Here is a 24390-nt window from a genome sequence, read left to right on the forward strand (position 1 = left end):
CAGGTGAAACCCGGCCGCGGGCGGCGTGAACACAGATGGCGAACCTTCAGGACTGCACGAACACCGCCACCGACCGGGCCGGGACGGTGAACGTGCCCGTGGCCGGGGCGAACGACGCGGTCCTCAGCGCCGGGTCGGCCGAGGCGCGCTGCACGGGGTGCAGGCTCACGGCCGCACCGCGCAGCGCGGGCAGCGTCTGGGTGGCCGTGGCCGGGGTGGCGTTGAAGACCACCGTCACCGACCTCCAGTGCCGGTCGAGGCCGCGACCGTCGAGGGTCATCGTGATGACACCCGGCGTCTCGGCCGTGCCGGACAGCGGGAACGCCAGCCGCTTCTGCACCTCGGCGGCGCTGGGCAGGCCGAACACCTGCGAGGACGCGCGGATCCGCAGCAGCTCGCGGTAGCGCGCGTCGGCGAGATCGATCGCCGCGCAGCCCGGCCTGAGCGCAGGGTCGGCCAGCAGCGGCTTCGCGTACGGCCACTTCGCCTCGTTGTCCGCGGCCGGGGGCAGGCCGCGGCCGAAGCCGTTGCCCTGCGTGCAGTCCCAGTTGATCCGGTTGAACCAGTCCCCCGAGTTGTACGAGTTGCGGTCCAGCGACTTCGACCGCAGCCGTTCGCTGCCCGCGGTCACGAACCCGGGGCCCTGCCCGAGCGCGGTGGCCCCCAGCGCCAGAGACTGCATGCGCGCCCGGTCGGTCGCCGAGGTGGCCTGCGGCAGTTTGTACGCGAGCGCGTCGTACAGGATCTCGTTGTCGTGCGCGTCCACGTACGTGATGGCCTCGACGGGTTTCGCGTTGTAGCCGGCCGGCGAGCCGTTGTAGTCGATCTGCCGCCCGGTCGTGGCCGTGCCGTCGGAGGCGGTGAAGCGGTAGCCGGCGAGGTTGCCGGTGAGGCCGACCTTGATCAGGTCCTGGTCGTGCAGCAGCCGCGCCTTCTGCTCGGCCGCGGTCCCGTTGACGGCGTCGCCGTTGGGGTCGGTGTACAGCCCCGACGCGAAGCCCTGCACGCGCGGGTTGTCGTCGAACGGGCCGCCGCCGCGGACCGCGTCGCGCAGCCGGTCGTTGAAGGTGCCGATGCCCGTACCGGCCATGTTCTGCTGGGTGGCCTGCACGAAGCGGGCGTCGTCCGCCACCTCGCCGAAGTTCCAGCCCTCGCCGTACACGTAGATGTTCCTGCCGTCGACGCCGTCGCGCGCGACGGTGAGCCGGTCGAGCGCCTTGCGCACGGCCAGGATGTTGGCCTTCGGGTGGTGGCCCATGAGGTCGAAGCGGAACCCGTCGACCTTGTACGCCCTCGCCCACGTGACGACGGAGTCGACGACGAGCTTGCCCATCATCGCGTTCTCCGGCGCGGTGTTGGCGCAGCAGGTGGAGTTCGCGACCGTGCCGTCCTCGAGCAGCCGCTGGTAGTAGCCGGGCACGATCTGGTCGAGCACCGAGCGCGGATCGGTCCCGGAGGCCGGCGTGTGGTTGTAGACGACGTCCATGACCACGCGCAGGCCGGCGCCGTTGAGCCCGGCGACCATCCGGCGGAATTCCTTCGTCCGCGCGGCGCCCTCGGGGTTCACGGCGTAGCCACCCTCGGGCGTCGTGTAGTGCAGCGGGTCGTAGCCCCAGTTGTAACCGTCCTGGTCCGCGACGGCCGCGATGCACTGCTGCTGCTGGTCGGAGTCGGGCGGGAACGAGGCCAGGTCGCAGGGCGGCTGCTTCTGGTCGGCGCGCCGCTCCGGAGTGGACGCGAAATCGAACACCGGCAGCAGGTGCACGTGTGTGGTGCCCGCCTTCGCCAGCTCGCGCAGGTGCTTCATGCCGGGCGTGTCCGGGCGGGTGAACGCCGCGTACGTGCCCTCGGCGGAGAAGTCCCGCACGGACAGCTCGCTGATCTGGATCTTGCCGGGCGCCGGTTTGCGCAGCCCCCGCCACCCGGCCGGGGCGAGTGCGGGGTCGGCCAGGTCGGCGATCTGGCTGTGCGTGGAGTCGGCCGCGAGCGCCACCGAGTACGGGTCGGTCACGCTCGCCGTGACGACCTTCTGCGTCGCGGGCTGCCACGCGGTGACCCGGTACCGGTAGTACTTGCCCGTCCAGTCGCGGGTGCCGGCCACCGACCACACGCCCGTCCGCGAGTCGCGGGTCATGGGCAGCACGCGGGCCGGGGCCGCCGGGGTGTCCGAAAGCTCCAGCTGCACGTTCTGCGCGGTCGGCGCCCAGACGGCCAGGCGGGGGCGGCCGCTGTCGAACGTCGCGCCGAGCCTCGCCGAGGTGGCCGTCGCATAGAGGTCGTCCAGCGCACCGGCGAGCTGCACGCCCGTGGCGGACAGAAGCTTGCCCTGCGCCTCGCGCTCGGTGACGGCCACCTGGCCCTTGAGCAGCTCGCGGACGTCGGCGCCGCGGGGCAGCTTGAACGCGTGGTACTGCCACAGGTGAGGGTACTTCTGCCGCTGGGCCTCGGTGAGCCCGTTGCGCTGCGCGCTCAACCGCAGGCTGTGCTGCGGGTCGGCCGGGTCGAGGCCGCCGCCGGGCGCCCACACCAGGTCGTACACCCGGCCGTCGGTCTCGCCGGTCTTCCAGGCGATCGTCGTGCGGTCGAGCCACACGGCCGCGGACTTGGTGATGTCCACGCCGCCTCCGCCGCCGGCTTTCCGGACCACGGGCAGGAGCCGATCGGGTACGCCGGCCAGCAGCCACACCTCCCGCCCGGCCGTGGCGAAGTCGAGCCGCTGGTCGTCCGGGAGATCCTTGGCGTCGCCCTTGTGGATGATGTAGTTCAGCCCGGCGGCTCCGGCTGCGAGGGGCACCCGGAACGTCACGCCGAACGCGTCGGTCGCGGCCGGCTTCAGCGGCGACGACCAGTCGGTCGGGTTCGCGGCGCCGTCCCACACGTGCAGGCCCCAGCCGTCGTAGTCGCCGTCGGCGCGGCGGTAGTGGATGACGGCCGTGTCCTGATCCTGCGGCGCGGCCTGGTGCTCGGTGACGATCGTGGGATCACCCTGCTTCAGCCAGATCTCCGGGGTCGCCGACGGGTCGAGGAAGCGGTCGGCGCTCACGTCCTTGACGCCGTTCTTGTCGACCACGATGAAGCCCACGCTCTTGGCACCGGGCTTCACCTTCACCCAGGCGAAGCGGCCGTACGCGTCCTCGCCGGCGAACGGCTGCCCCTGCGGCCACGTGGTCGCCGCGGACGGGTCGATGTCGCCGAAGGCGTACAGCCCCCAGTCGCCGTAGTCGCCGGCCGGGCGCTGGTAGTGCACGATCGCGTACCCGGGCCCGGACGTGGTGACCGGGGTGCCGACCTTGATCGTGCGGGTCGTCGTGGCCGTGCGGCCCCGGCTGTCGCGCACGGTCGCGCGGTAGGTGACCGGGGTGGCGCCGGCGAGTCCGGTCAGGTCGTGCGACACCCCGTAGGGCGCGGCGTCGTCGGTGCCGAGCCGGGTCCAGCGGCCGCCGACGTTCGCCTCGAAGGTCACCGTGGCCAGCGGGTCGCCGGTGGTGGTCGCGGTCAGGTCGGTGCGCGTGGGCACGTACGCCCCGGCCTCCGGCGAGGCGATCTGGACGGTCGGGGCGGCGGCGGGCTTGGCGACGGTCGTGCCCGCGCGGTAGACCGCGGCGGACAGGGCAGGAACGGTGACGGTCAGCTTGCCGTCCGCCCCGGTCGCCTGCGCGCCCGCTCCCCCGTAGATGCCCTGGAACGAGGCGTTGGGCGTCCAGGTGTCCACGGTGACGGTCTGCGCGGTGGTGGCGTTGTTGACGGCCACGACGTACTCGCGCCGCTCGCCGCGGTTGATCCGCGACGCGGCGAAGATGCCCGGACCGTCGGCCGCGTAACGGGTGACCTGCTCGCCGTCGCGCAGCGCGGGGTGCGCCTTGCGCAGGGCGCCCAGCGTGGCGATGGTCCGGTAGATCGGGTGGCCGGTCTCGTAGTTGGCCTGCGCGTGCGTACGGTCCGTGCCCAGCAGGTCGTCGTCGAGGTAGTCCGCGGTCCTGCTGGCGAACATGTCCTGCCGAGCGTCCTTGTCCCCGCCCGGGCCGGTGAAGCCCTGCTCGTCGCCGGAGTAGATCACCGGCTGGCCGCGGGTGAGGAACATCAGCTCGTGGGCCAGCTCGTCGCGGCGCAGGTGGGTGGCCGGGTCGGTGCCGCCGGCGGCCACGAACGAGCCGATGCGGCCCATGTCGTGGTTGCCGAGGAACGTCGGCAGCCGGCCCGCGTCGGTGTCGTCCGTGGTGTAGAGGCTGTCCTTGGCGTACAGGTCGGCCAGGGCCTTCGCGGAGCCGCCATCGGCGGTGAAGGACTTCGCCGCCGCCTGGAAGGAGAAGTCGAGCGTGGCGGGCAGGCCGCCGCGGCGCACGTACGTCGACTCGACCTCCTGGTCGGCGCTGTAGACCTCGCCGAACATGAAGAACCCGGGCTTGCCGGCGCGTTTCGCCGCGGCCTCGATGCCGGCCGAGAACTGCGGCCAGAAGTCCAGATCGGAGTGCTTGACGGTGTCGAGGCGGTACCCGTCGATGCCGGTGCCCGAGATCCAGTCGGCGTAGATCTTCGTCATGCCGCGGACCACCTCGGGCCGCTCGGTCCACAGGTCGTCGAGGCCGAAGAAGTCGCCGTACTCGCTGTTCTCGCCGACGAACGTGGAGTCCCCCCGGTTGTGGTACATCGTCGGGTCGTTGAGCCAGGCGGGCACCTTGACGTTCTTGTCCGCCGCGCTCACCACCGGCGTGTACGGGAACGACGCGGTGTTCACGCGCGGAAAGGCCCGGGTGCCGTCGGCGTAGTTGCGGTCCTCGAAGGCACGTCCCTGCGCGTCGCGGTACGGCTTTGTCGCCTTGTCGACGTACGCGTAGGTGTTCTCCTGGTATTTGATGACGTCGGCGGTGTGGTTGACGATGATGTCCAGGTAGATCTTCATGCCCCGGGCGTGCGCGAGCCGGACCAGGCGCTTGAGGTCGGCGTTCGTGCCGAAGTGGGGATCGACCTGGGTGAAGTCGGTGATCCAGTACCCGTGGTAACCGGCCGAGATGTCCGAGCCGCTGCCCTGCACGGGCCGGTTCTTGAAGACCGGGGCGAGCCAGATCGCCGTGGTGCCGAGGCCCTGGATGTAGTCGAGGCGGTCGATGACGCCCTGGAGGTCCCCGCCGTGGTAGAAGCCCTTGTCAGCCGGGTCGTAGCCGGTGGACATCCGGTCGCCCGGGAGCTTGCCGCGGTCGTTGCGGGGGTCGCCGTTGGCGAAACGGTCCGGCAGGACGAAGTAGAACTGGTCGTTGCGGGTGGCCGTGCCCGGCCGGTCGAAGTCCCAGCCGGGTGCGGCCGGCGCGGCCTGGGCCGGCGTGGGGACCCACCCGCCGAGAACGAGAAGGACGGCGAGCAGCAGCCTGCTCACCCGGGAGATCTCCACATCGAGGCCTTCCTATCGGCGCGGACGACGCACGCTAACCCGCTCGCAACATCGTTGCAAGACCTTGCAAGATCTGCTGTGCGTTTCCAGCGCATTGGGCCGTCTTGTCTTCCGCCGCTTCTTGCCGGGGAGGGATCATGGGTGGCATGAGCGAATACGACGTCATCGTGGTGGGAGCCGGCCCCGTCGGCGAGAACGTGGCCGACCGGGCCGTCCGCGGCGGCCTGACCGCGGCCCTCGTCGAACGGGAGCTCGTCGGGGGCGAGTGCTCGTACTGGGCGTGCATGCCGTCCAAGGCGCTGCTGCGGCCCGGGCAGGCGCTGCGGGCCGCGCGGGCCGTGGCCGGCTCCGCGGAGGCCGTCACGGGCGACCTCGACGTGGCGGCGGTGCTCAAGCGCCGCAACTCCTTCACCCACGACTGGAACGACAGCAGCCAGGCCGACTGGGTGGCGAGCGCCGGCATCGAGCTGGTCCGCGGCCACGGCCGGCTCAGCGGCGTCAAGCAGGTCACCGTGACGGCCGCCGACGGCACCGAGACCGTGCTCACCGCCCGGCACGCCGTCGTGCTGTCCACCGGCTCCGACGCGCTGGTGCCCGACGTCGAGGGGCTGCGCGCCGCCCGCCCCTGGACCAGCCGGGAGGCCACCGAGGCCCAGCACGTCCCGGAGAGCCTCGCGATCATCGGCGGCGGGGTCGTCGCCACCGAGATGGCCACCGCGTACGCGTCCTTCGGGTGCGCGGTCACCCTCATCGCGCGCAGCGGGCTCCTCGGCGGGATGGAACCCTTCGCCGGCGAGGCCGTCGCCAAGGGACTGCGCGACCTGGGTGCGACGGTACGGCTCAACACCGGCATCACCCGGGTGTCCCGATCGGACAGCGGCGTCACCGTGGAGACGAGCGACGGCGAGCCCGTCACCGCGGCCGAGGTGCTCGTGGCGACCGGGCGCACGCCCCGCACCGGCGACCTCGGCCTCGACACGGTCGGCCTCACCCCGGGTGACTGGCTGCACACCGACGACACCATGCTGGTCACCGGCTACGACTGGTTGTACGCCACCGGCGACGTCAACCACCGCGCGCTGCTCACCCACCAGGGCAAGTACCAGGCCCGGGCGGCCGGCGACGTCATCGCCGCCCGTGCGGCCGGCGCCCCGGTCGCCGACCAGCCGTGGGGCCGGCACGTCGCCACCGCCGACCACCGGGCCGTGCCGCAGGTCGTCTTCACCGACCCGGAGGTCGCCGCTGTCGGGCTCACCGAGCACGCCGCCCGCGCCGCGGAATACGACATCCGCGTCATCGACTACGAGATCGGCAACGTAGCGGGCGCCAGTGTGCACGCCGACGGGTACGCCGGCACGGCCCGGATGGTCGTCGACGAGCAGCGCAAGATCCTGCTCGGCGTCACGTTCGTCGGCCCGGATGTCAGCGAGCTGCTGCAGTCGGCGACGATCGCGGTGGTGGGCGAGGTGCCCCTCGAGCGGCTGTGGCACGCCGTGCCGGCGTACCCGACGATCAGCGAGATCTGGCTGCGGCTGCTCGAGACGTACGGCCGCTGACCCCCTTCATCGGCCCTGCTCGGCCTCGATCTGCTGGTTCCACTCGCGCTTGGTCGACTGCCAGCCGTCCTCGTTGAGACCGCGGCGCCAGTAGCCGGAGATCGAGAGCCGGGCCGGGGGGATCTGCTTCTCCACCCGCAGCAGCCGGCGCAGCTCCTTGACGAACGTGGCCTCGCCGTGGACGAACGCGTGCACGTCACCGGACGGCCAGTTCAGGGCGTGGACGGCGGCGACCAGGGCCTCGCCGACCGGGCGGTCACGCCGGTGCAGCCAGGTGATCTCCGCGTCGGCGGCGGTCTCCAGCTTCTGCTCCTCGCCCGCGTCGGCGACCTCGAGGAACGCGTACGCCCGGGCGCCGGCCGGCAGGGCCTCCAGCGCCGCGGCGATCGCCGGCACGGCGCTCTCGTCGCCGGCGAACAGGTGCCAGCCGGCGGCGGGGTCCGGGGCGTACCCGCCGCCCGGGCCCGTGAACCGCACCGGGTCGCCGACCCGCGCCCGGCTCGCCCACGGCCCGGCGACGCCCTCGTCACCGTGCACGACGAAGTCCAGCCACAGCTCGGGAACCTCCGGCCGCCACCGCCGCACCGTGTACGTCCGGACCAGCGGCCAGGTCTCGCGCGGCATGGTCTCGCGGATCGCGCCCAGGTCGAACGGCTCGGGATAGTCGACGCCGGGCTGCGGGAACAGCACCTTGACGTAATGGTCGGTGAACTCGCCGGCCTGCAGGTCCGCCAGGCCGGGTCCACCGACGACGATCCGGACCATGTGCGGGGTGAGCTGCTCGACGCGCGTGACAGCGCCGGTCCTGGCAGGGCGTACGGGCCTGTTCGGCATGGTCCCAACCTATCGTGGGCACCATGGTGCGCGATGTGTGGGACGTGGGAGACGCCTATGAGGCGTACGTGGGCCGCTGGAGCCGCCGGGTCGCCCGCGAGTTCGTGGCGTGGCTGGCCGTGCCGCCGGGCGGGCTGTGGCTCGACGCCGGCTGCGGCACCGGGGCCCTGTCCGCCGCCGCCCGCGAGGCAGGGGCGGCGCGGGTGCTGGGGGTCGACCCGTCGCTCGGCTTCCTGCGGCAGAACAGCGGCGACCGGACGGCCGGCGACGCCCGCGCCCTGCCGCTGCGTGGCGCTCGCTTCGACGCCGTGGTCAGCGGCCTGGCGCTCAACTTCGTCCCCGGCCCGGCCCGCGCGGCGGCCGAGTTCGCGCGGGTCGCGGCACCGGGCGGCACGGTCGCGGCGTACGTCTGGGACTACGCGGAGGGCATGACGATGATGCGCCTCTTCTGGGACGCCGCGGCCGAGGCCGACCCGGGCGGCGGTATGGACGAGGGCGCCCGGTTCCCGCTGTGCCGGCCGGACCCGCTCGCCGCCCTGTGGCGGGACGCGGGGCTGGGCGAGGTCGCGGTCCGGGCCGTCGAGATCCCGACTGTCTTCAGCGACTGGGAGGATTATTGGCAGCCGTTCCTCGGCGGCCAGGGCGCGGCCCCCGCCTATCTGGCGGGGCTGGACGAGGAGAAGCAGATGGCCGTGCGGGAGGCCCTGCGGCGGCGGGTGCCCGTGGAGGAGGACGGCAGTATCCGGCTCACCGCCCGGGCGTGGGCGGTCCGCGGCGTCCGGCCCTGACGATCCGGAACCGGGTGGGTCAGACGCGCAGGAACGTCAGGACCGCCAGCACCCGCCGGTGGTCGTCATCGCTCTGCGGCAGGTCCAGCTTGTACAGGATGTTCCGGATGTGCTTGGCGACGGACGCGTCGGTGACCACCAGCCGCGCGGCGATCGCGGCGTTGGAGCGGCCCTCCGCCACCAGCGCCAGCACCTCGCGTTCCCGGGCCGTCAGCGCCTCCAGGGGGCTGCGGCGCCGGCGCAGCATCTGCCGGACGACCTCCGGATCGACGACCGTGCCGCCCGCCACGACCCGGTTCATCGCGTCGACGAACTCCTCCACCTGCCCGATGCGGTCCTTGAGCAGATAGCCCAGGCTCGTACCGTCGCCCGCGTCGATCAGGTCGGTCGCATACCTGGTCTCGACGTACTGGCTGAGCACGAGGATCGGGAGCCCGGGGTGGCGCCGGCGCAGCTCCACGGCGGCGCGGAGGCCCTCGTCCTTGAACCCCGGCGGCATGCGGACATCGGTCACCACCACGTCGGGCCCGTGCGCCTCGACCGCCTCCCGCAGCCCCTCGGCGTCGGGCACCGCGGCGACGACCCGGTGCCCGAACCGGGCCAGCAGGCCGATGAGCCCCTCCCGGAGCAGGACGCTGTCCTCGGCGAGGACTACGCGGAGGCCGGAAGCGGCTGACAAGGGATCTCCACGGTCAGTCGGGTGGGGCCACCCGGCGGGCTGGACACCGACAGCGTGCCATCCACCACGGACACGCGGTCGGCGAGGCCGACCAGACCCGTTCCGGCGTCCGGGTCCGCGCTCGATCCGCCGGCGCCGCCCCGGCCGTTGTCCGTGACGGTGACGACCAGCCATCCGTCCGAGTAGTCGCCGGATATCTCGCCGTGATCCGCCGCCGAGTGCTTGGCCATGTTGGACAGCGCCTCGGACACCACGAAGTAGACGGTCGACTCGATCGACGGGGCGAACCGGTGCGGCAGCGTGAGCGCCACGTCGACCGGGATGACGGAGCGGTCGGCCAGGTCGGTCACCGCCGCCTCCAGCCCGAAGTCCACGAGCAGCGGCGGATGGATGCCCCGGATCAGCTCCCGCAGCTCCACCAGCACCCGGCCCGCCTCGTCGTGGGCCCGCGCCAACTGCTCCGCCACCGGCCCGGGTGGTGCGTCGAGCCGGGCCACCCCGAGCATCATCGTCAGGGCGACGAGCCGTTGCTGCGCGCCGTCGTGCAGGTCCCGCTCGATCCGGCCCCGTTCCGCCTCGAACGCGTCGACCAGCCGTACCCGGGAGTCGGTCAGCTCGGTGATGCGGGCCCCCAGCGGGCTGCCGGCCCGGGTGAGCAGCACCCGGGCCAGCGAACACCGGGCGGCAGCGACCAGGCCGAGGCCGTACGCGGACGCCGCCACGGCCACCAGCCCCGCGACACCGACGGCGAAGGCGACGGGCCACGACGTCACCGCGTACGCCTTCAGCACGTTGACCTGTTCCCCGTCACCGACCGTGGCGAACAGCACCGGCGTGGCCAGCAGCGCGAGCGGCACCGTCACGCCGAGGGTCACCGCCAGCAGGTCGATCGGCCAGAGCACCAGCATGAGCAGGGCGGCGTGGCCCAGCTCGCGCCAGGTGTCCGTCTCCGCGAACCGGGTCCGCAGCCACGGTGTGAAGCCCGGGTCGTGCGGCGTGCGGTGGGCGTGCGGCACCGGCCACCGGTCGACGATCCGGAGCAACCGGCGCTCGACGGCGCCCACCGGCAGGCCGATCAGCGCCAGGGCGGCCAGCATCGGGATGCCGACGACCACGACGGCCAGCACTCCGCCGAGCGTGAGCAGCAGGAGCGCGACGACGAGCGTCAGCAGCCCGGCCAGGCCCGTTCCCAGCAGGTACGCCACCGCGCGCAGCGGCCAGCTGGAGAGGAGATAGCGGGGCTGGGCGAGAGCCTGCCGAAGGTATTGCGCGTCGACCACCCGCACCACCGTAGACACCGGCGGACCGTGGTCCCACCCTGCGAAGGCGACTCTTCGCGGTAGCGCCAGTGCTACCTCGAAGACTCACACCCGGGAGGCTGTGCCCGGCCGGGCCGTCCGCCACGGTTGTCCCATGCTGACCGTGGCCCTTCACACGTTGCGGACCCGCTGGGTGACGCTCATCGGCACGTTCGTCGCGCTGGCGCTCGGCGTGGCCCTGATCGCCACCATGGGGCTCGGTCTCGCGTCGACGCTGGACGCCCCCGCGCAGCGCCCCGAGCGGTTCGCCGGCGCTCCCGTCGTGGTGCGGGATTCGGACGAGTTGCGGGTGCCTTCACCGATCGGCGTCCGCACCCAGCCCTTGGCCCGGCCGCGCGGCCTCGAGCCCGCGCTGGCCGCGACGCTCGCCGCGAGTGCGCCGACGGTCGCCGACCGGTCGTTTCCGGTCCGCGTGGCCGGCCGTGACCTGGTCGGGCATCCGTGGCCGATCGCCGCTTTCGGCGGGTACCGGCTCGTCGCCGGTCGTGAACCCCGCCGGCCCGCGGAGGTGGTGGTGGCCGGGGACGCGTCCCAGATCGGGACCGCCGTGCCGGTGCGCACCCCGGCCGGGCCGAGCATGCGTACGGTCACCGGCGTGGTGGCACCCGTGCCCTTCGAACAGGCGGTGTTCTTCACCGGCGCCGAGGCCGAGAAGCTCTCACCACGCCTGGACAACCTCGTCGTGCTGGCGTCCCCCGAGGTGGTACGCCGGACCGCCGGCCCGGACGTTCAGGTGCTCACCGGCGCCGACCGGCACCTGGCGGACCCGGCGCCGCACCGCGACCGTGAGGCGCTGATCGCGATGAACGCGCTGCTCGGCACCGCGGGCGGCGTCACCATGTTCGTCTCCGTCTTCGTGGTGGCGTCGACGTTCGCCTTCGCCGTCGCCCAGCGGCGTCGCGAGATCGGCCTGCTCCGCACCGCGGGCGCCACTCCCGGCCAGGTCCGCCTGATGATCGTCGTCGAGGCGGCGGTGGTCGGCGTCCTCGCTTCCGCCGCCGGCTGCGTGGCCGGGTCGTACGGCGCCCCGTGGCTGGCGGCTCTGCTGGTGCGGGAGAAGCTGGCGCCCGCCTGGTTCGCGATCGGGGCATACCGGTGGCCGTACCACGTGGCGTTCTGGACCGGGCTGGCGGTGGCGCTCACGGGCGTCACGGTGGCGATGGTGCGGGCCGGGCGCGTACGCCCCGTCGAGGCGCTGCGCGAGGCCTCCGTGGATGCCCGGGCGATGACCGCCGGACGCTGGGCTGCCGGCGCCGGACTGCTCGTCACCGGGCTCGGCCTGCTCTGCTGGCGGGTGATCGCCGATCCCGGCGACGCGTTGCACCGCAAGACCTACACGACTCAGCCGATGCTGCTGATCACGGCGGCGGCCCTGCTCGCACCGGTCGTCGTACGGCCCGTGACCCGGCTGCTCACCTGGCTGCCCGCGCAGCTGCCGGGCGCCACCGGGATGCTCGTGCGGGAGAACGCTGCCGCGGGAGTCCGGCGTACGGCGGCGGTCGCTGCGCCCGTCCTCGTCACCGTGGCCCTGGCCGGCTCGCTGCTGGGGACGACCGCGACGATCGCCCGGGCGAAGACGACCGAGCTGCGCCAGCAGACCCGCGCCCACCTGATCGTGCGGGCCGCGGGTGGCATCGACGACCGTACGGTGGCCCGCGTACGCCAGGTGCCCGGCGCGACCGTGATGGCGAGCGCCACCACCGCCGTCTACACCCTGGAGGACGGCACGGCCCTGGTCCGCTCGGCCGCGTACGCCGTCGACCCGCGGGAGCTGACCGCCGTTCGCCGGCTCCCCGTGCGAGCCGGCAACGTCGCCGACCTCGACGACACCGGCATCATCGTGACCGACGAGTGGCGGCGGCACACCGTGGGCGAACGGGTCGGCGTCTGGCTCGGTGACGGCACACCCGCGTCGCTGCGGATCGTGGCGGTCGTCGCCGCCGGTACGGGTGGCACCGGCGTCTACGTCACCCGGCACAACGCGCCCGGGACCGTACCCGACCGCCTGGACGTGGCGTGGGCGGCGGGCACCGATCCGGGGGCCGCCGAGGCAGCGGTGCGGACCGCCGTGGAACCCGCGGGCGCGCTCGTGCAGAGCAGGGAGCGGTGGATCCGTTCGGAGCAGCCCGGCACCAGCCGGCAGACCCGCATCGGCTACCTCCTCGTCCTCGGCATCGCGCTCGTCTACACCGGTATCGCGCTGGCCGGCACGATGGTCATGGCCACCACCGGCCGGGCCCGCGAGCTCGCCACGCTGCGGCTCAGCGGTGCCACCAAGCGGCAGGTCCTGCTGCTCGTCGCCGCCGAAGCAACGGCCGTGGTCGTCGTCGGGACCGCGCTGGGCCTGCTGGTGACGGCGGTCGTCATGCTCGGCATCCAGGGTGCCCTGATCGCGCTGTCGGTGTGGTCACCCGTCGTTCTGCCGTGGGGCGTGCTGGCGGCCACCGCGGGAACATGTGCGCTGATCGCCGTGGTCGGGGCCGTGCTGCCCGCCGCCGGTCTCGTGCGCGGGACCCCGGGCGTCACACCGGCGGCATGGCGAGTGCGACGGTGAGCATCTGCAGCCACTTCGGATCCCGGAGGCGGTCGCCGTACAGCTCGCGCAGGCGGGACATCCGGTAGCGGACCGTCTGGGGGTGGACGAACAGCTCCGCCGCCACGTCCTCGCGCCGGCCCTGGTGCAGCAGCCAGCTGCGCAGGGTCTCGACGAGCTTCTCCGCGGTCGCCTCGCGCTCGCCGTCGAGCGGGGCCAGCGCCCGGGTGCGCAGGTCCGCGAGCGCCTGCGGGTCCGCCGTCACGACCAGCGCCAGCAGGTGGTCCTCGGTGTCGGTCACCGCGCCGCGGCGGGGGCGGCGGACCAGGCCGGTGACGCGTACGGCCCGCAGGAACGACTCCCGGGCCCGCAGCCACGGCCGGGGCGGGCCGATCACCGCGCCGCTGCCGCCCAGCAGGCGCATCACGTGGGCGCGGCCCGGGCCCTGCGCGTCCGGGACCAGCAGCACCGAGGTGTCCGCCATCTCCGGGCCGGCCTCGGCGACCTGCAGGGTGCGCGGGTCGAGCAGGTCGGCCAGCGTGCGGGCCGCGCGCTCGGGCGCCAGCACCGCGGTGAGGGTCTGCGGCGGTGCCCAGTCGGCCCGTTCCGCCGCGGCGATCACGGCGTGCACCGGCTCGCCGGCGATCAGGGCCTGCGCGAGCAGCTCGAGGTGGCGGCGGCGGGCGCGGCCCGAGGAGGCCAGCTCGTCGGCGTGACCGGCCACGCTGGCCGCCGACAGCTCGTCGATGTACGCGAACACCAGCTCGGCGAAGTGGGCGATGGTGGACGCGGGATGGCCGTTCGCGACGCTGATCGCCGCGAGCTCGCGCCACGAGACGCGCGCCCCCACCCGGTACGCCGCGAGCAGCGCGTCCAGGCTGCGCCCCGAGCGGGCCTCACCGCGGCCCAGGGCGTACGCGGCCTCGAGGGCCGGGGTCAGCGGCGCGCCGGGGTCGGGGCCGGCCGCCCGGGAGACCAGCTCGAGGAACGCGCCGAGGGCCGCCCGGACCGCCTTTTCGATCTTCGCGCCGAGCTCACCGGTGAAGGCCTGCGCGTACGCCGGGACCTCGGCGGTGATCGCGGCGATGGTCTGCACGGCGACCTCGGGCAGGCCCTCGCGCAGGGGTGCGACGATCTCCCCGGACAGCCGGAAAGCGCGCACGTCGGGGAGCGTCGGTTCCATGAGCTGCCTCGCCGTTTAGCCACCGCATCTTGTACCGACCGAACAATAACCCCTGGGGGATTCACTTCGACAGGTCAGGTCTTCACTCCCTCATCACAGCATCCTTAAAACATGGCTGTCACGAAGACCCTGAGGTCCGGGGCCTGGCGCGTCGTGGAGCTGATCACGACCCCGCTCGTCCCCGCCGACTACCTCGACGCCGTCGCCCCGTTGCGCAACCCGTCGGTGCTGCGCGCGAAGGTCGAGGCGGTGCGCCCCGAGACCGCCGACAGCGTCACGCTCACCCTGCGCCCGGGGCGCGGCTGGCGAGAGCACGTCCCCGGCCAGTACGTCCGCCTCGGCGTCGACGTGGACGGGGTGCGGCTGTGGCGCTCGTACTCGGTGACCAGCGCCCCCGGCGGCCGCGGCGACCGGTTCACCGTCACCGTCAACGCGGTGCCCGGCGGCAAGGTGAGCACGCACCTGGTCCGGCACGCCCGGGCCGGGATGATCGTGCACCTCGACGTGCCGGCGGGCGAGTTCACGTTGCCCGCGACCCGCCCCGGGAAAGTGCTGTTCGTGACGGCGGGCAGCGGCATCACCCCCGTGATGGGCATGCTGCGCAGCCACCTGGACGAGCTGGCCGACGTGGTGGTCGTGCACTCCGCGCGCACGCCCGAGGCTGCCGTCTTCGGCCCGGAGCTGCGGGCCCTGGTCGGCGCCGGCCGGATCCGCCTCGTCGAGCGGCACACCGCCACTCAGGGCCGGATCAAAGCAGCCGACCTGGACGAGCTGGTGCCGGACCGCGCCGAGCGGGCGACGTGGGCGTGCGGCCCCAACGAGCTGCTCGACGACATCGAGGCGCACTGGGCGCAGACCGGCGGGGGCCTGCTGCACACCGAGCGCTTCCGGCCGACCGTGGTCGCCGCCGACGCCGCCGGCGGGAACGTGACCTTCACCCGGGCCGGCCGGACCGTCCCGGCCGGGGGCGGCGAGCCGCTGCTCGAGGCCGGGGAGGCCGCCGGGGTGCTCATGCCCTCCGGATGCCGCATGGGCATCTGCTTCAAGTGCGTGCTGCCGCTGCGCGAGGGCGCCGTGCGCGACCTGCGCGACGGCCAGCTCACCGTCGCCGAGCCCGGCGACAACATCCCCATCCAGACCTGCATCAACGCCGCCGCCGGCGACTGCCGTATCGATCTGTAAGAAGAGGACCGCCCGTGACCACACTGCAGCGCAAGGACGTCAACCCGATCGCCCACCTCACCCCCGAGGACATCGAGCAGATCGGCATCGAGCTCGACGCCATCCGCGACGAGATCATCGAGAGCCGTGGCGAGAACGACGCGCGCTACATCCGCCGGGTCATCTCCGTGCAGCGGCGCCTGGAGCTGGGCAGCCGCGCGGTGCTGCTGTTCTCGCTGTTCCCGCCGGCCTGGCTGGTCGGCACCGCCGGGCTGTCGATCGCCAAGATCCTCGAGAACATGGAGATCGGCCACAACATCATGCACGGCCAGTGGGACTGGATGCGCGACCCCAAGATCCACTCGACGAAGTGGGAGTGGGACAACGCCTCCCCGTCCGAGCAGTGGAAGCACTCCCACAACGAGCTGCACCACACGTACACGAACGTCGTCGGGCGCGACAACGACCTCGGGTACGGCATCATGCGCGTCGACGAGGACCAGCCGTGGACCCCGGCGTACCTGGGCCAGCCGCTCTACAACTTCATCAACGCGTGCTTCTTCGAGTACGGCATCGCCGCGTACGACCTCGAGCTGGGCCGCAACCTGAAGACGAAGAAGCGCCGCCGCGCGCCGGAGTTCCGCGCCGCGCTCAAGAAGACCCGTAACAAGATCGGCCGGCAGGTCCTCAAGGACTACGTGATCCACCCGGCGCTGTCCGGCCCGTCGTTCCTGCACACCATCGCCGCGAACGCTGTGGCCAACCTGGTCCGCAACCTCTGGACGCACTCGGTGATCATGTGCGGCCACTTCCCCAACGGGGTGGAGACCTTCGAGCGCACCTCGATCGAGGGCGAGACCCGCGGCGAGTGGTACGTGCGCCAGATGCTCGGCTCGGCGAACATCAGCGGCAGCAAGTTGATGCACATCATGACCGGCAACCTGTCGCACCAGATCGAGCACCACCTCTTCCCCGACCTGCCCAGCAACCGGTACGCCGAGATCGCCCCGAAGGTGCGGGCGCTGTTCGAGAAGTACCAGCTCAACTACGTCACCGGCCCGCTGCCGAAGCAGGTCGCCTCGGCGTGGGCGAAGGTGTTCCGGCTGGCGCTGCCCAACCGCGGTCCGGCGTCCGTACGCCCGCCGCGCAAGCAGCTCGACCCGAGCCTGCCCAAGGTGGCCCGCTGGCAGCGCGCGGAGGCCAAGCCGGCGAACTCCTGACGTGTCGTGGTGGCGCGACGCCGTCGTCTACCAGGTCTACCCGCGCTCGTTCGCGGACTCGGACGGCGACGGCGTCGGTGACCTCGCCGGGATCACCGCGCGGCTCGGGCACGTCGCGGGCCTGGGCGCGGACGCGATCTGGCTGACCCCGTTCCAGGCCTCACCCCAGGCCGACCACGGGTACGACGTCAGCGACTACTGCGACGTCGACCCGCTCTTCGGCGACCTCGCGGCGTTCGACACGCTCGTCGCCGAGGCGCACGCCCGTGGCCTGCGTGTCATCGCCGACCTCGTCCCCAACCACTGCTCGGACCGGCATCCGCTGTTCCGTGCCGCGCTCGCGGCCGGCGCCGGCAGCACCGAACGGGCCCGCTTCCACTTCGCCGACGGCCGCGGCCCGGACGGCGCCGAGCCGCCGAACAACTGGCCCAGCGTCTTCGGTGGCCCGGCCTGGACGCGGGTCACCGAGCCGGACGGCCGCCCCGGCCAGTGGTACCTGCACCTGTACGCCCCGCAGCAGCCCGACTGGAACTGGCGGGACCCGCGTACCGCCCCGTTCTTCGACGACGTGCTGCGGTTCTGGTTCGACCGGGGCGTCGACGGGTTGCGCATCGACGTCGCGCACGGGCTGTTCAAGGCCGAGGGCCTGCCCGACCTCGCGGACCCGGCGGCGGTCCCGCCGATGCGCCTGCGCGGCAACCCCCTGGCGTGCGACCAGGAGGAGGTGCACGACGTGTACCGGCGGTGGCGGCGCATCGCCGACTCGTACGACCCGCCGCGGGCGCTGATCGGCGAGGTCAACCTCGACCCCGAGCGGGCCGCGCGATACGTACGCCCGGGCGAACTGCACCAGGCGTTCGCGTTCGCCCTGGTCACCGCGCCCTGGAACGCGGCGCGGTGGCGGGAGGCGGGCACCCGGCTGCTCGCCCGGCCGCCGGTCACGTGGGTCGTGGAGAACCACGACGTCGCCCGCACGCCCACCCGCTACGGCAACCCGGCCCGCGCCCGGGCCGCTGTGCTGACGATTCTGGCGCTGCCCGGGGCCGCGTACCTCTACCAGGGGCAGGAACTCGGGCTGCCCGAGGCCGACGTGCCACCGGCCGAGCGTCAGGACCCGGCCTGGACCCGCTCCGGCATGAGCCGCGACGGCTGCCGCGTCCCCCTGCCGTGGCGGCGCGACCCGGCCGGTGCGTACGGCTTCTCCCCCACCGGCTCGGCGCCGCCCTGGCTGCCGGTGCCTCCGGGCTGGGGCGACTTCTCGGTGGAGGCCACCCCGCCGGCCCTCGTGCTGTGCCGCGCGGCGGTCGCCCTGCGCCACCGCCTGCACGAAGAAGGGGTGCTGCGAACCGCCGACACCGTGCGGTGGGCCGTGCACGACGGTGGCCTGCTGGTCGCCGTACGGGAAAATGCTCTGACCCTGGCCGTCGCCATGGGTGACCGGCCCGTGCCGCTGCCGCCCGGCGAGGTCCTGCTGACCAGCGACCCGCTCACGGACGACGGCCTCCTGCCACCGGACACGGCGGCCTGGCTACGCCCCCCGGCCTGACCCGCCCGCCGCCGGCGCAGGTCCCGCCGGGTCGCCGGCAGCAGAGCCCGGCGGTGAACGCGGTCAGCGCCGCCACCAGGAACTTCAGCGGGATGGTCACGACGCGACGCTAGCCGTCCCGCGCGGCCGCCGGTGCGCGATCCGTCCGGATCGCGCCGCCTCAGCCGAGCAGGGAGTCGAGCCAGGCGTTGCGGAAGACGCGCTGCGGGTCGTACTCGCGGGTCAGCGCGACGAAGTCGCCGAAGCGCTCGTACTGCGCGCGGATCCTCTCCGGGGCGGCGGTGAAGACCTTGCCCCAGTGCACGCGGGCGTCGAGCGGCGCGAGGGCCTCCTCCAGCTTCGCCACCACCGGCACGACGGCCTTCGTGTCGGCGATCCAGGTGAAGTGCAGGGCGAACGTGTCGCGGCGGTAGTTGGGGCTGAGCCACAACTCGTCCGCCGCGATGGTGCGGAGCTCGCTGATCTGCAGCACCGACGACACGTCCGCGCCGATGGCCGCCACCGCGTCGATCGCCTCCGTCGCCCGTTCGCGGGGCACGTGGTACTCCGACTGCAGTTCCTCGCCGCTGCTGGGGGTGAACTCCATGCGGAAGTGCGGCAGCCGGGTGTACCAGGGCCCGGGCTCGCCGGTCTGGTCGGTGGCGTTGCGCGCGGGCATGCCGGGCACCGGGTGGCGGGGTTCGTCCGCTCGGGTGGCGCCGTGGAAGTCACCGGCCGGCATGGGCTCGCGGCGCTTGAGCCACGCCATGGTGATGTCCGGGCTGGTCCAATCGGTGAAGAGGCTGACGCTGTAGCCGTCGGCGAGGATCTCGTCCAGGTGCGTCTCGACGGCGGCGCGTGGGAGGTTGTCGTAGACGTACTGGCGGATGTCGAAGGCCGGCTGCACGTCGAGGGTGAGCGCGGTGATGACGCCGAGGGCGCCGAGGTGCACGACCGCGCCGTTGAACGTGTCGCCGTCCGTGTCGCGGCGCAGGGTGACCAGCTTGCCGTCGCCGGCGACGAACTCGAGGGCGGACACCGCGGCGGCCAGGTTGGGGTTGCCGACGCCCGAGCCGTGGGTGGCCGTCGCGACCGCGCCGGCCACGGAGATGTGCGGCAGCGACGCGGTGTTGTGCAGGGCCAGGTCTTCCGCCTGCAGCCGGTCCACGAGGTCGCCGTAGCGGGTGCCGCCGTCGACGCGGACCGACGTGCGGTCGGCGCTGATCTCGGCCACCCGCGGCAGGCCCGCCAGGGAGATCAGGTCACCGCCCGTGTCGGCCATGTCGTTGAAGGAGTGGCCGCTGCCGAGGACCTTGACCGGGTCCCCGGCGGCGACGATCTCCTGCACCTGCTCGACGGAGGCGGGCCGGTGCAGCCGCCGCGCCCCGAAGACGATGTTGCCGGCCCAGTTGGTGACCCGTTCGTCGCTCATGCCCCCAGCACATCACGCCGGTGGCCGGACCGCCCACCGAGTGTGACGATCGCGTCGGTTCAGGGGGCGGCCCAGCCGGTCGGGACGTGCCCGATCCGGACCCGCTGCGGGTGGTCGCCGACGGCCACCGAGCCGACCTTGCGGCCGGTGGCGAAGTCGATCGCGGTGACCCGGTCGGCGCCCGACTCGGAGATCACGCAGCTGCGGCCGTCGCCGTTCACGGTCGCCCAGTACGGCTTGCTCGCCGTGACGAGCTCACCCGGCGCGAGCGTGGCCCGGTCGACGACCGTGACGTAGTCGTCCATCGTGCCGGCGACGCACAGCTTGGCACCGTCCGGGCTGATCGACAGGCCGTGGTGACGCGAGTCGTTGACCCAGGTGGTGGGGTCGGCGTTGGTGAGCGGGTTCTTCGGCAGCTCCCTGACCCGGGTGACCCGGTCGCTCGCCACGTCGTACTCGACGAGCCCGGCGAAGAAGGAGACCTGGAAGTACAGCTTCGACTCGTCGGGGGTGAACACCGCGGGGCGGACCGCGTCGGACAGGTCCTTGCGGCCGAAGGCGTCGAGGCGCGGGCGCATGTCGATCGTGCGTACGGTCCGGAAGGTGGAGGTGTCGACCACCGTGATGTGCCGGTCGCCCTTGGTCCAGTCCGAGGCGGGGTCGTCGAGGGAGGTGTTGACCTCGCCGATCGACATGTTCCACAGGGTACGGCCGCCGTCGGTGTAGATGTTCTCGTGCGGCTTGTCGCCCGCGGTGAACGACCCGATCTGGCGGCCGGTGACGATGTCGAGCACGTGCACGGTGTTGGAGGTGGAGGCGGAGACCGCGACCTGCCTGCCGTCGGGCGAGACGGCCATGTGGTCGGAGCGGTAGCCGGAGACCGGGAAGCGCCAGCGGACCGCGCCGGTGGCGAGGTCGATGGAGACGACGTCGGCGAAGCTGGGCCGCGACACCACCAGCGCGCTGCCGTCGGGCGTGGTGTACATGTCGTCGACGAGCTGGTCGTGCCCCTCGCCGGGCCCGAGCTGCACGCCGAGGTAGTAGGCGAGCTTGATCGGGTTGAGGTAGATCTCCCACAGCCGCTCGCTCTTGTCGGGCACGACGTTGAGCCGGCCGAGCTTCGCGAGGTCGCCGCGGGAGGTGATGACGTCGACTGTGCCGTCCCAGTTGTTGCCGACGAACATCACTTCGCGCAGGGCCGGCGCCGCCGCGGCCGCCGGGGTGCCGGCCGCGGCCGGCACGAGACCCAGGGCGGCGGCGAGCAGCGTGGCCAGGGCACGCTTCTTCTTCGGTACGGACGCAGCGCTCACGACGCCTCCCGGGGCGCGACGGGCGGGCGCGCCGCACCGATGTTCCGCCCGGCGTCCCGCGATGTTACTTTGCGGTAACGCATAGGGAACAATGAATCGCCTCGCGCCGGTAGAGGACGGGGACCAATGCCGCAGCGTCCCGTTGTGCACCACCCACAAACGCACGAGGATGCCCTCGCGGGCCTGCTCGTGGACCTCGCACGCGACGAGCGGCTCGCCGACGACGTGACCCGCGCCGCCCGCGTCGGCGATCCGGAGATCGCCCGGCTGCCGTGGGAGGAGAGCCGGCGGCACGTGGACGCGCTGCTGCGGGCCGGTTTCGCCGCGTTCACCCGCGACGGCGAGCCGGACTTCGCCGAGGCGGACCGCTTCGGCGCCGAGCGGGCCGCGCTGGGCGTGCCGGTGGCCGCGCTGCTCACCGGGGTGCACGCCGGGCGCAGCCGGGTGCTGGAGGTCGCGGTGAGCCGGGGGCGGGCGGCGGGGATCCCGTACGACGTCATGCTGCACGCGCTGCTGCGGCTCGACCGGTACGGCATCCTGCTCGAACGGCGGGTGGTGGACGCGTACCGGGCGGCCGAGCGGGACCTGGGCCGCGACCACCGCGAGGCCCGGATCGCCGTGCTGCGCTCGCTGCTGCTGGGCGAGGGGCGCGAGGACACGGTGGCCGATCCGGCGCGGTTCGGGCTGCGCCCCGGCGAGCGGTACCACTGCGTGGTGTCCGACGTGGCCGACCCTGCGGCGGCCCGGCGGCTGGAGCAGGCTTTCGCCCGGTGCGGCGGGGTCCTCGCCCCCGTCGCCGGGCGACTGAGCGGGCTGACCCCCCGGCTGCCCGCGGACTCGCCGGCGCTGACCGTGTGCACCCCGGCGGTGCCCGTCGACCAGGCGCCCGCCGCGTACGCCCTCTGCCTCACCACGCTGCGCTCGGTACGCGACCGCGGCCTCACCGGGCTGCACAGCGTGGTCGACCTGGCCACCGAGACGGCGCTCGCGGCGCAGCCGCTGCTGGCCACGTTCCTCGGCGAGGCGCTGCTCGGCGCCCTCAGTCCGCGCGACGACTTCCACCGCGACCTCGTGGCGACGGCACTGGCCTATCTGGACCACGGCCAGCGGCTGGACCGCACCGCGGACGCCCTCCACCTGCACCCGAACACGGTCCGCTACCGGCTGCGCCGCCTGCAGGAACTCACCGGGCTGCCGGACCACCCGACCGTGCCGGAGACCGTCCGGTGGTGGTGGGCGCTGCGCTCGTGGCCCGCCGAGACTCCGGAACATCGACAGAGATTCATGTCTTGACGGTGCTTCCGGGCCGGGGTTAACGTCCGTCCATTCAGAAAAACCAGCTTTTCTGGATCCCCTCGGACAGGAGTGCGTTCGATGAGCCATCGCCCGGCAGCCCCGGAAGGCGGCACCCGCTGGCGCCGCTTCGCGCTCGTGATGGGCCTGAGCACGGTGGCGACCGCGGGCGTCGTCACGCTGATCTCGCACGGCGCGCTGGCGGCGACCTTCGTCGTCTCCGGCCAGCAGTTCAAGGTCAGCGCCGACGAGCTCGTGGCCACCGGCTTCGTCCAGTACGGCACGGTCGACGCCCGCCAGGAGCCCGGCGGCTCGCAGCAGCCCGAGCCGGTCGCGGTGTCCGCCATGAAGACCGCCACGCTGAAGAACCTGTGCCAGTCGGTCGTCACCGACCTCGGCGACTTCGGCTCGGTCAGCCTCACCATCAAGGCCGGCACCGGCAGCCAGCCCGTGACCGCGAAGAACATGGTCGTCGACATGTCCCAGCTCGGCGGCAACGCGAAGTTCGAATCCATCGAGATCGGCCGCGACGCGTCCACGCTGGACAAGGGCCCGAACGACATCCCGGGCGAGAAGGACCAGCGCCGCGAGGGCTTCTTCAGCCAGCAGGCCGACAAGGTCACGATCACCGATCTCAAGCAGGTCGCCTGGGCCACCTCGGCCGGCGAGTTCAACCTGCGCGACCTCAAGCTGGCCCTGCACTGGGGCAAGGACGAGTGCTTCTAGGGAGAACAGATGCAACCACTGCGCCGTAAGGGCGTCATCGCCGCCGCCGTGGGCCTCGGCCTGGGCGCGATGTCCGCCGCCCCGGCCTGGGCGCTCGCCCCGGGCACCACCGTCGGACCGGCCGGGCACGCGTACACGGCCTCGCTGGTCAGCGGGACCACCGCGAAGTTCGTCGTCGGCAGCACCACGGTGACCTGCAACCAGTCGGGCAACACCGGGCAGGTGCCCGAGGAGCCCGGCAACACCAGCGCCGACGGGCCGGTCACGTCCCCGCTGACCCCGGCCACGTTCAGCAACAACGGCGGGAACTGCCCGACCAACGTGCTGTTCACGACCGCCAAGACGGTCTCCAACAACACCAACGGCGACTGGACGATCGCCCTGCAGTACGACCCGGCCGGCTCCACCGGCACGATGACCATCCCCACCGCGGGCGTGGTCACCACGATCTCCGGCCTCGCCTCCTGCACGGTCACCGTGGCGCCGAACGGCCCCGCCTCGGTGAGCGGCCCGTGGATCGACGGCACCGACACCGCCCCGCCGGTGCTCGACTTCTCGGCCGGCGTCAGCCTGCCGATCCGCGTCACCGGCGGGCTGACCTGCCCGACCGGCGCGACCACGGCGACGTTCTCGGCCCGCTACGCGGTCACCGACACCACGGACGCGGCCCAGCAGATCACGGTCACCGACGGCACGGTCACCCCGCCCGAGTGAGGCTCACGCCGTGGCGGCCACCCGGGCCGCCACGGCCGGCCCCAGGAACGGCACCAGCACGAAGTACGTGAGGTCGGGCAGGCGGTCCGGCAACTCCGCCGCGCGGCCCGTGGACACCATGTCGAAGATGACCCCGTACACGCCGGCCATCACGGCGTCGACGACCCCGGCGGGCACCTGCGGCCCGCCGGGGCGCCGCGGCACCTCGGCGAAGAAGCCGGCGTAGCTCTCCAGCAGCGCCCGGCGCCGCTCCCGCGCCCGCGGCCCCGCCGCCAGCACCTCGACCACCGCCATCACCGCGAACGCGGGCTCGGCGGCCAGGATCCGCAGCAGCGTGTCGAGCCCGCGGTGGATCCGCTCGGGCCAGCGCGCCGGCCGGCCGAACGCCTCGGCGACGGCCTTCTGCATCAGGTCCACGCCCAGGTCGAACGCCGCGAGCAGGCATGCCTCCTTGTCGGCGAAGTGCTCGTAGAAGGCCCGGGTGGACACCCCGGCCGCCGCGCACACCTCGGTCAGCGACGCGTTCGCGTACCCCTTCTGCGCCACCACCCGGGCCATCGCGTCGATGAGCCGGTCGCGCTGCGTGCGCGAGACGAATTCCCGCGGCAGATCGTGCCGGCCGCGGGGCAGGCGGCCCGGCTCCCGGGCCGCGCCGGAGCCCGGCAGGCGCTGCTGCCCGACGTCGACCATGACCCCCCTCGCTGCGCGAACCCCGTGACCAGCAGCCTAGT

General features: G+C 73.1%; 17 protein-coding genes. 9 read left to right on the forward strand and 8 right to left on the reverse strand.

The features are described from left to right. Positions 1-46 precede the first annotated feature (46 nt). Entirely contained in the window at positions 47-5362 is a 5316-nt protein-coding gene (gene pulA, locus IT780_RS16315) for a pullulanase-type alpha-1,6-glucosidase (RefSeq protein ID WP_233412995.1), read from the reverse strand. A 170-nt stretch (positions 5363-5532) separates the two neighbouring features. On the opposite strand from pulA, the gene IT780_RS16320 reads away from it, so the two are divergent. Continuing rightward, positions 5533-6942, forward strand: a complete 1410-nt coding sequence (locus IT780_RS16320) for a dihydrolipoyl dehydrogenase family protein (RefSeq protein WP_199512413.1) — start codon at positions 5533-5535, stop codon at positions 6940-6942. Positions 6943-6948: 6 nt separating this feature from the next. On the opposite strand, the gene IT780_RS16325 is transcribed toward IT780_RS16320, so the two are convergent. Then, entirely contained in the window at positions 6949-7776 is an 828-nt protein-coding gene (locus tag IT780_RS16325) for a siderophore-interacting protein (RefSeq protein ID WP_199512414.1), read from the reverse strand. Between the two features lie 23 nt (positions 7777-7799). Between IT780_RS16325 and IT780_RS16330 the strand changes: the two genes are divergently transcribed. Beyond that, on the forward strand, positions 7800-8564 hold the full coding sequence (locus tag IT780_RS16330) for a class I SAM-dependent methyltransferase (RefSeq protein WP_199512415.1): 765 nt from the start codon (positions 7800-7802) through the stop codon (positions 8562-8564). Positions 8565-8583: 19 nt separating this feature from the next. On the opposite strand, the gene IT780_RS16335 is transcribed toward IT780_RS16330, so the two are convergent. Further along, the gene (locus IT780_RS16335; protein WP_199512416.1) at positions 8584-9243 is read right to left on the reverse strand and encodes a response regulator; all 660 of its coding nucleotides are present in this window, start codon (positions 9241-9243) and stop codon (positions 8584-8586) included. Then, positions 9216-10541: a sensor histidine kinase gene (locus IT780_RS16340; protein WP_307831216.1), complete on the reverse strand. Its 1326-nt coding sequence runs from the start codon at positions 10539-10541 to the stop codon at positions 9216-9218. Before IT780_RS16340 ends, IT780_RS16335 begins: the two co-directional genes overlap by 28 nt. A 115-nt stretch (positions 10542-10656) precedes the next feature. Between IT780_RS16340 and IT780_RS16345 the strand changes: the two genes are divergently transcribed. Further along, the gene (locus IT780_RS16345; RefSeq protein WP_199512417.1) at positions 10657-13116 is read left to right on the forward strand and encodes an ABC transporter permease; all 2460 of its coding nucleotides are present in this window, start codon (positions 10657-10659) and stop codon (positions 13114-13116) included. Here the strand turns inward: IT780_RS16345 and IT780_RS16350 are convergent. Further along, the gene (locus tag IT780_RS16350; protein WP_199512418.1) at positions 13085-14278 is read right to left on the reverse strand and encodes a PucR family transcriptional regulator; all 1194 of its coding nucleotides are present in this window, start codon (positions 14276-14278) and stop codon (positions 13085-13087) included. The genes IT780_RS16345 and IT780_RS16350 overlap by 32 nt on opposite strands. 111 nt (positions 14279-14389) lie before the next feature. On the opposite strand from IT780_RS16350, the gene IT780_RS16355 reads away from it, so the two are divergent. From IT780_RS16355 to IT780_RS16365, 3 genes are read left to right on the forward strand one after another with little or no spacing between them, the layout of a single operon-like run. Next, on the forward strand, positions 14390-15460 hold the full coding sequence (locus tag IT780_RS16355; RefSeq protein ID WP_199512419.1) for a ferredoxin reductase: 1071 nt from the start codon (positions 14390-14392) through the stop codon (positions 15458-15460). A gap of 14 nt (positions 15461-15474) precedes the next feature. After that, positions 15475-16659, forward strand: coding sequence for a fatty acid desaturase family protein (locus tag IT780_RS16360; RefSeq protein ID WP_199512420.1), 1185 nt, complete (start codon positions 15475-15477; stop codon positions 16657-16659). Between the two features lies 1 nt (position 16660). Beyond that, positions 16661-18205 (forward strand): glycoside hydrolase family 13 protein, encoded by a 1545-nt coding sequence (locus IT780_RS16365; protein ID WP_199512421.1) that lies wholly within the window; start codon positions 16661-16663, stop codon positions 18203-18205. A 160-nt stretch (positions 18206-18365) separates the two neighbouring features. On the opposite strand, the gene IT780_RS16370 is transcribed toward IT780_RS16365, so the two are convergent. Next, complete coding sequence (locus IT780_RS16370) at positions 18366-19616, reverse strand: FAD-binding protein (protein WP_199512422.1); 1251 nt, start codon at positions 19614-19616, stop codon at positions 18366-18368. Positions 19617-19675: 59 nt separating this feature from the next. Beyond that, on the reverse strand, positions 19676-20926 hold the full coding sequence (locus IT780_RS16375; RefSeq protein ID WP_307831217.1) for a YncE family protein: 1251 nt from the start codon (positions 20924-20926) through the stop codon (positions 19676-19678). Between the two features lie 144 nt (positions 20927-21070). Between IT780_RS16375 and IT780_RS16380 the strand changes: the two genes are divergently transcribed. The 3 genes from IT780_RS16380 to IT780_RS16390 all read left to right on the forward strand — a co-directional run bounded on the left by IT780_RS16380 (position 21071) and on the right by IT780_RS16390 (position 23659). Then, positions 21071-22219 (forward strand): PucR family transcriptional regulator, encoded by a 1149-nt coding sequence (locus IT780_RS16380; RefSeq protein WP_307831218.1) that lies wholly within the window; start codon positions 21071-21073, stop codon positions 22217-22219. Positions 22220-22300: 81 nt separating this feature from the next. Further along, positions 22301-22945 carry a DUF6230 family protein gene (locus IT780_RS16385; RefSeq protein WP_199512424.1) on the forward strand — a complete coding sequence of 215 codons (645 nt, stop codon included), beginning with the start codon at positions 22301-22303 and terminating at the stop codon, positions 22943-22945. 9 nt (positions 22946-22954) lie between these two features. After that, positions 22955-23659, forward strand: a complete 705-nt coding sequence (locus IT780_RS16390; protein ID WP_199512425.1) for a hypothetical protein — start codon at positions 22955-22957, stop codon at positions 23657-23659. A 3-nt stretch (positions 23660-23662) separates the two neighbouring features. Here IT780_RS16390 and IT780_RS16395 read toward each other — a convergent pair whose 3' ends face one another. Continuing rightward, positions 23663-24349, reverse strand: coding sequence for a TetR/AcrR family transcriptional regulator (locus IT780_RS16395; RefSeq protein WP_199512426.1), 687 nt, complete (start codon positions 24347-24349; stop codon positions 23663-23665). Positions 24350-24390: the final 41 nt, after the last annotated feature.

This window comes from Nucisporomicrobium flavum (assembly GCF_016464385.1).
GTDB lineage: Bacteria > Actinomycetota > Actinomycetes > Mycobacteriales > Micromonosporaceae > Actinoplanes > Actinoplanes flavus_A.

What these genes read in the sequence shown, in the direction of transcription:
- IT780_RS16345 (WP_199512417.1), top strand. Translation starts at nt 10,657, where the DNA reads ATGCTGACCGTGGCCCTTCACACGTTGCGGACCCGCTGGGTGACGCTC.
- IT780_RS16325 (WP_199512414.1), bottom strand. Translation starts at nt 7,776, where the DNA reads ATGCCGAACAGGCCCGTACGCCCTGCCAGGACCGGCGCTGTCACGCGC.
- IT780_RS16355 (WP_199512419.1), top strand. Translation starts at nt 14,390, where the DNA reads ATGGCTGTCACGAAGACCCTGAGGTCCGGGGCCTGGCGCGTCGTGGAG.
- IT780_RS16370 (WP_199512422.1), bottom strand. Translation starts at nt 19,616, where the DNA reads ATGAGCGACGAACGGGTCACCAACTGGGCCGGCAACATCGTCTTCGGG.
- IT780_RS16390 (WP_199512425.1), top strand. Translation starts at nt 22,955, where the DNA reads ATGCAACCACTGCGCCGTAAGGGCGTCATCGCCGCCGCCGTGGGCCTC.
- IT780_RS16385 (WP_199512424.1), top strand. Translation starts at nt 22,301, where the DNA reads ATGAGCCATCGCCCGGCAGCCCCGGAAGGCGGCACCCGCTGGCGCCGC.
- IT780_RS16320 (WP_199512413.1), top strand. Translation starts at nt 5,533, where the DNA reads ATGAGCGAATACGACGTCATCGTGGTGGGAGCCGGCCCCGTCGGCGAG.
- IT780_RS16330 (WP_199512415.1), top strand. Translation starts at nt 7,800, where the DNA reads ATGGTGCGCGATGTGTGGGACGTGGGAGACGCCTATGAGGCGTACGTG.
- IT780_RS16350 (WP_199512418.1), bottom strand. Translation starts at nt 14,278, where the DNA reads ATGGAACCGACGCTCCCCGACGTGCGCGCTTTCCGGCTGTCCGGGGAG.
- IT780_RS16395 (WP_199512426.1), bottom strand. Translation starts at nt 24,349, where the DNA reads ATGGTCGACGTCGGGCAGCAGCGCCTGCCGGGCTCCGGCGCGGCCCGG.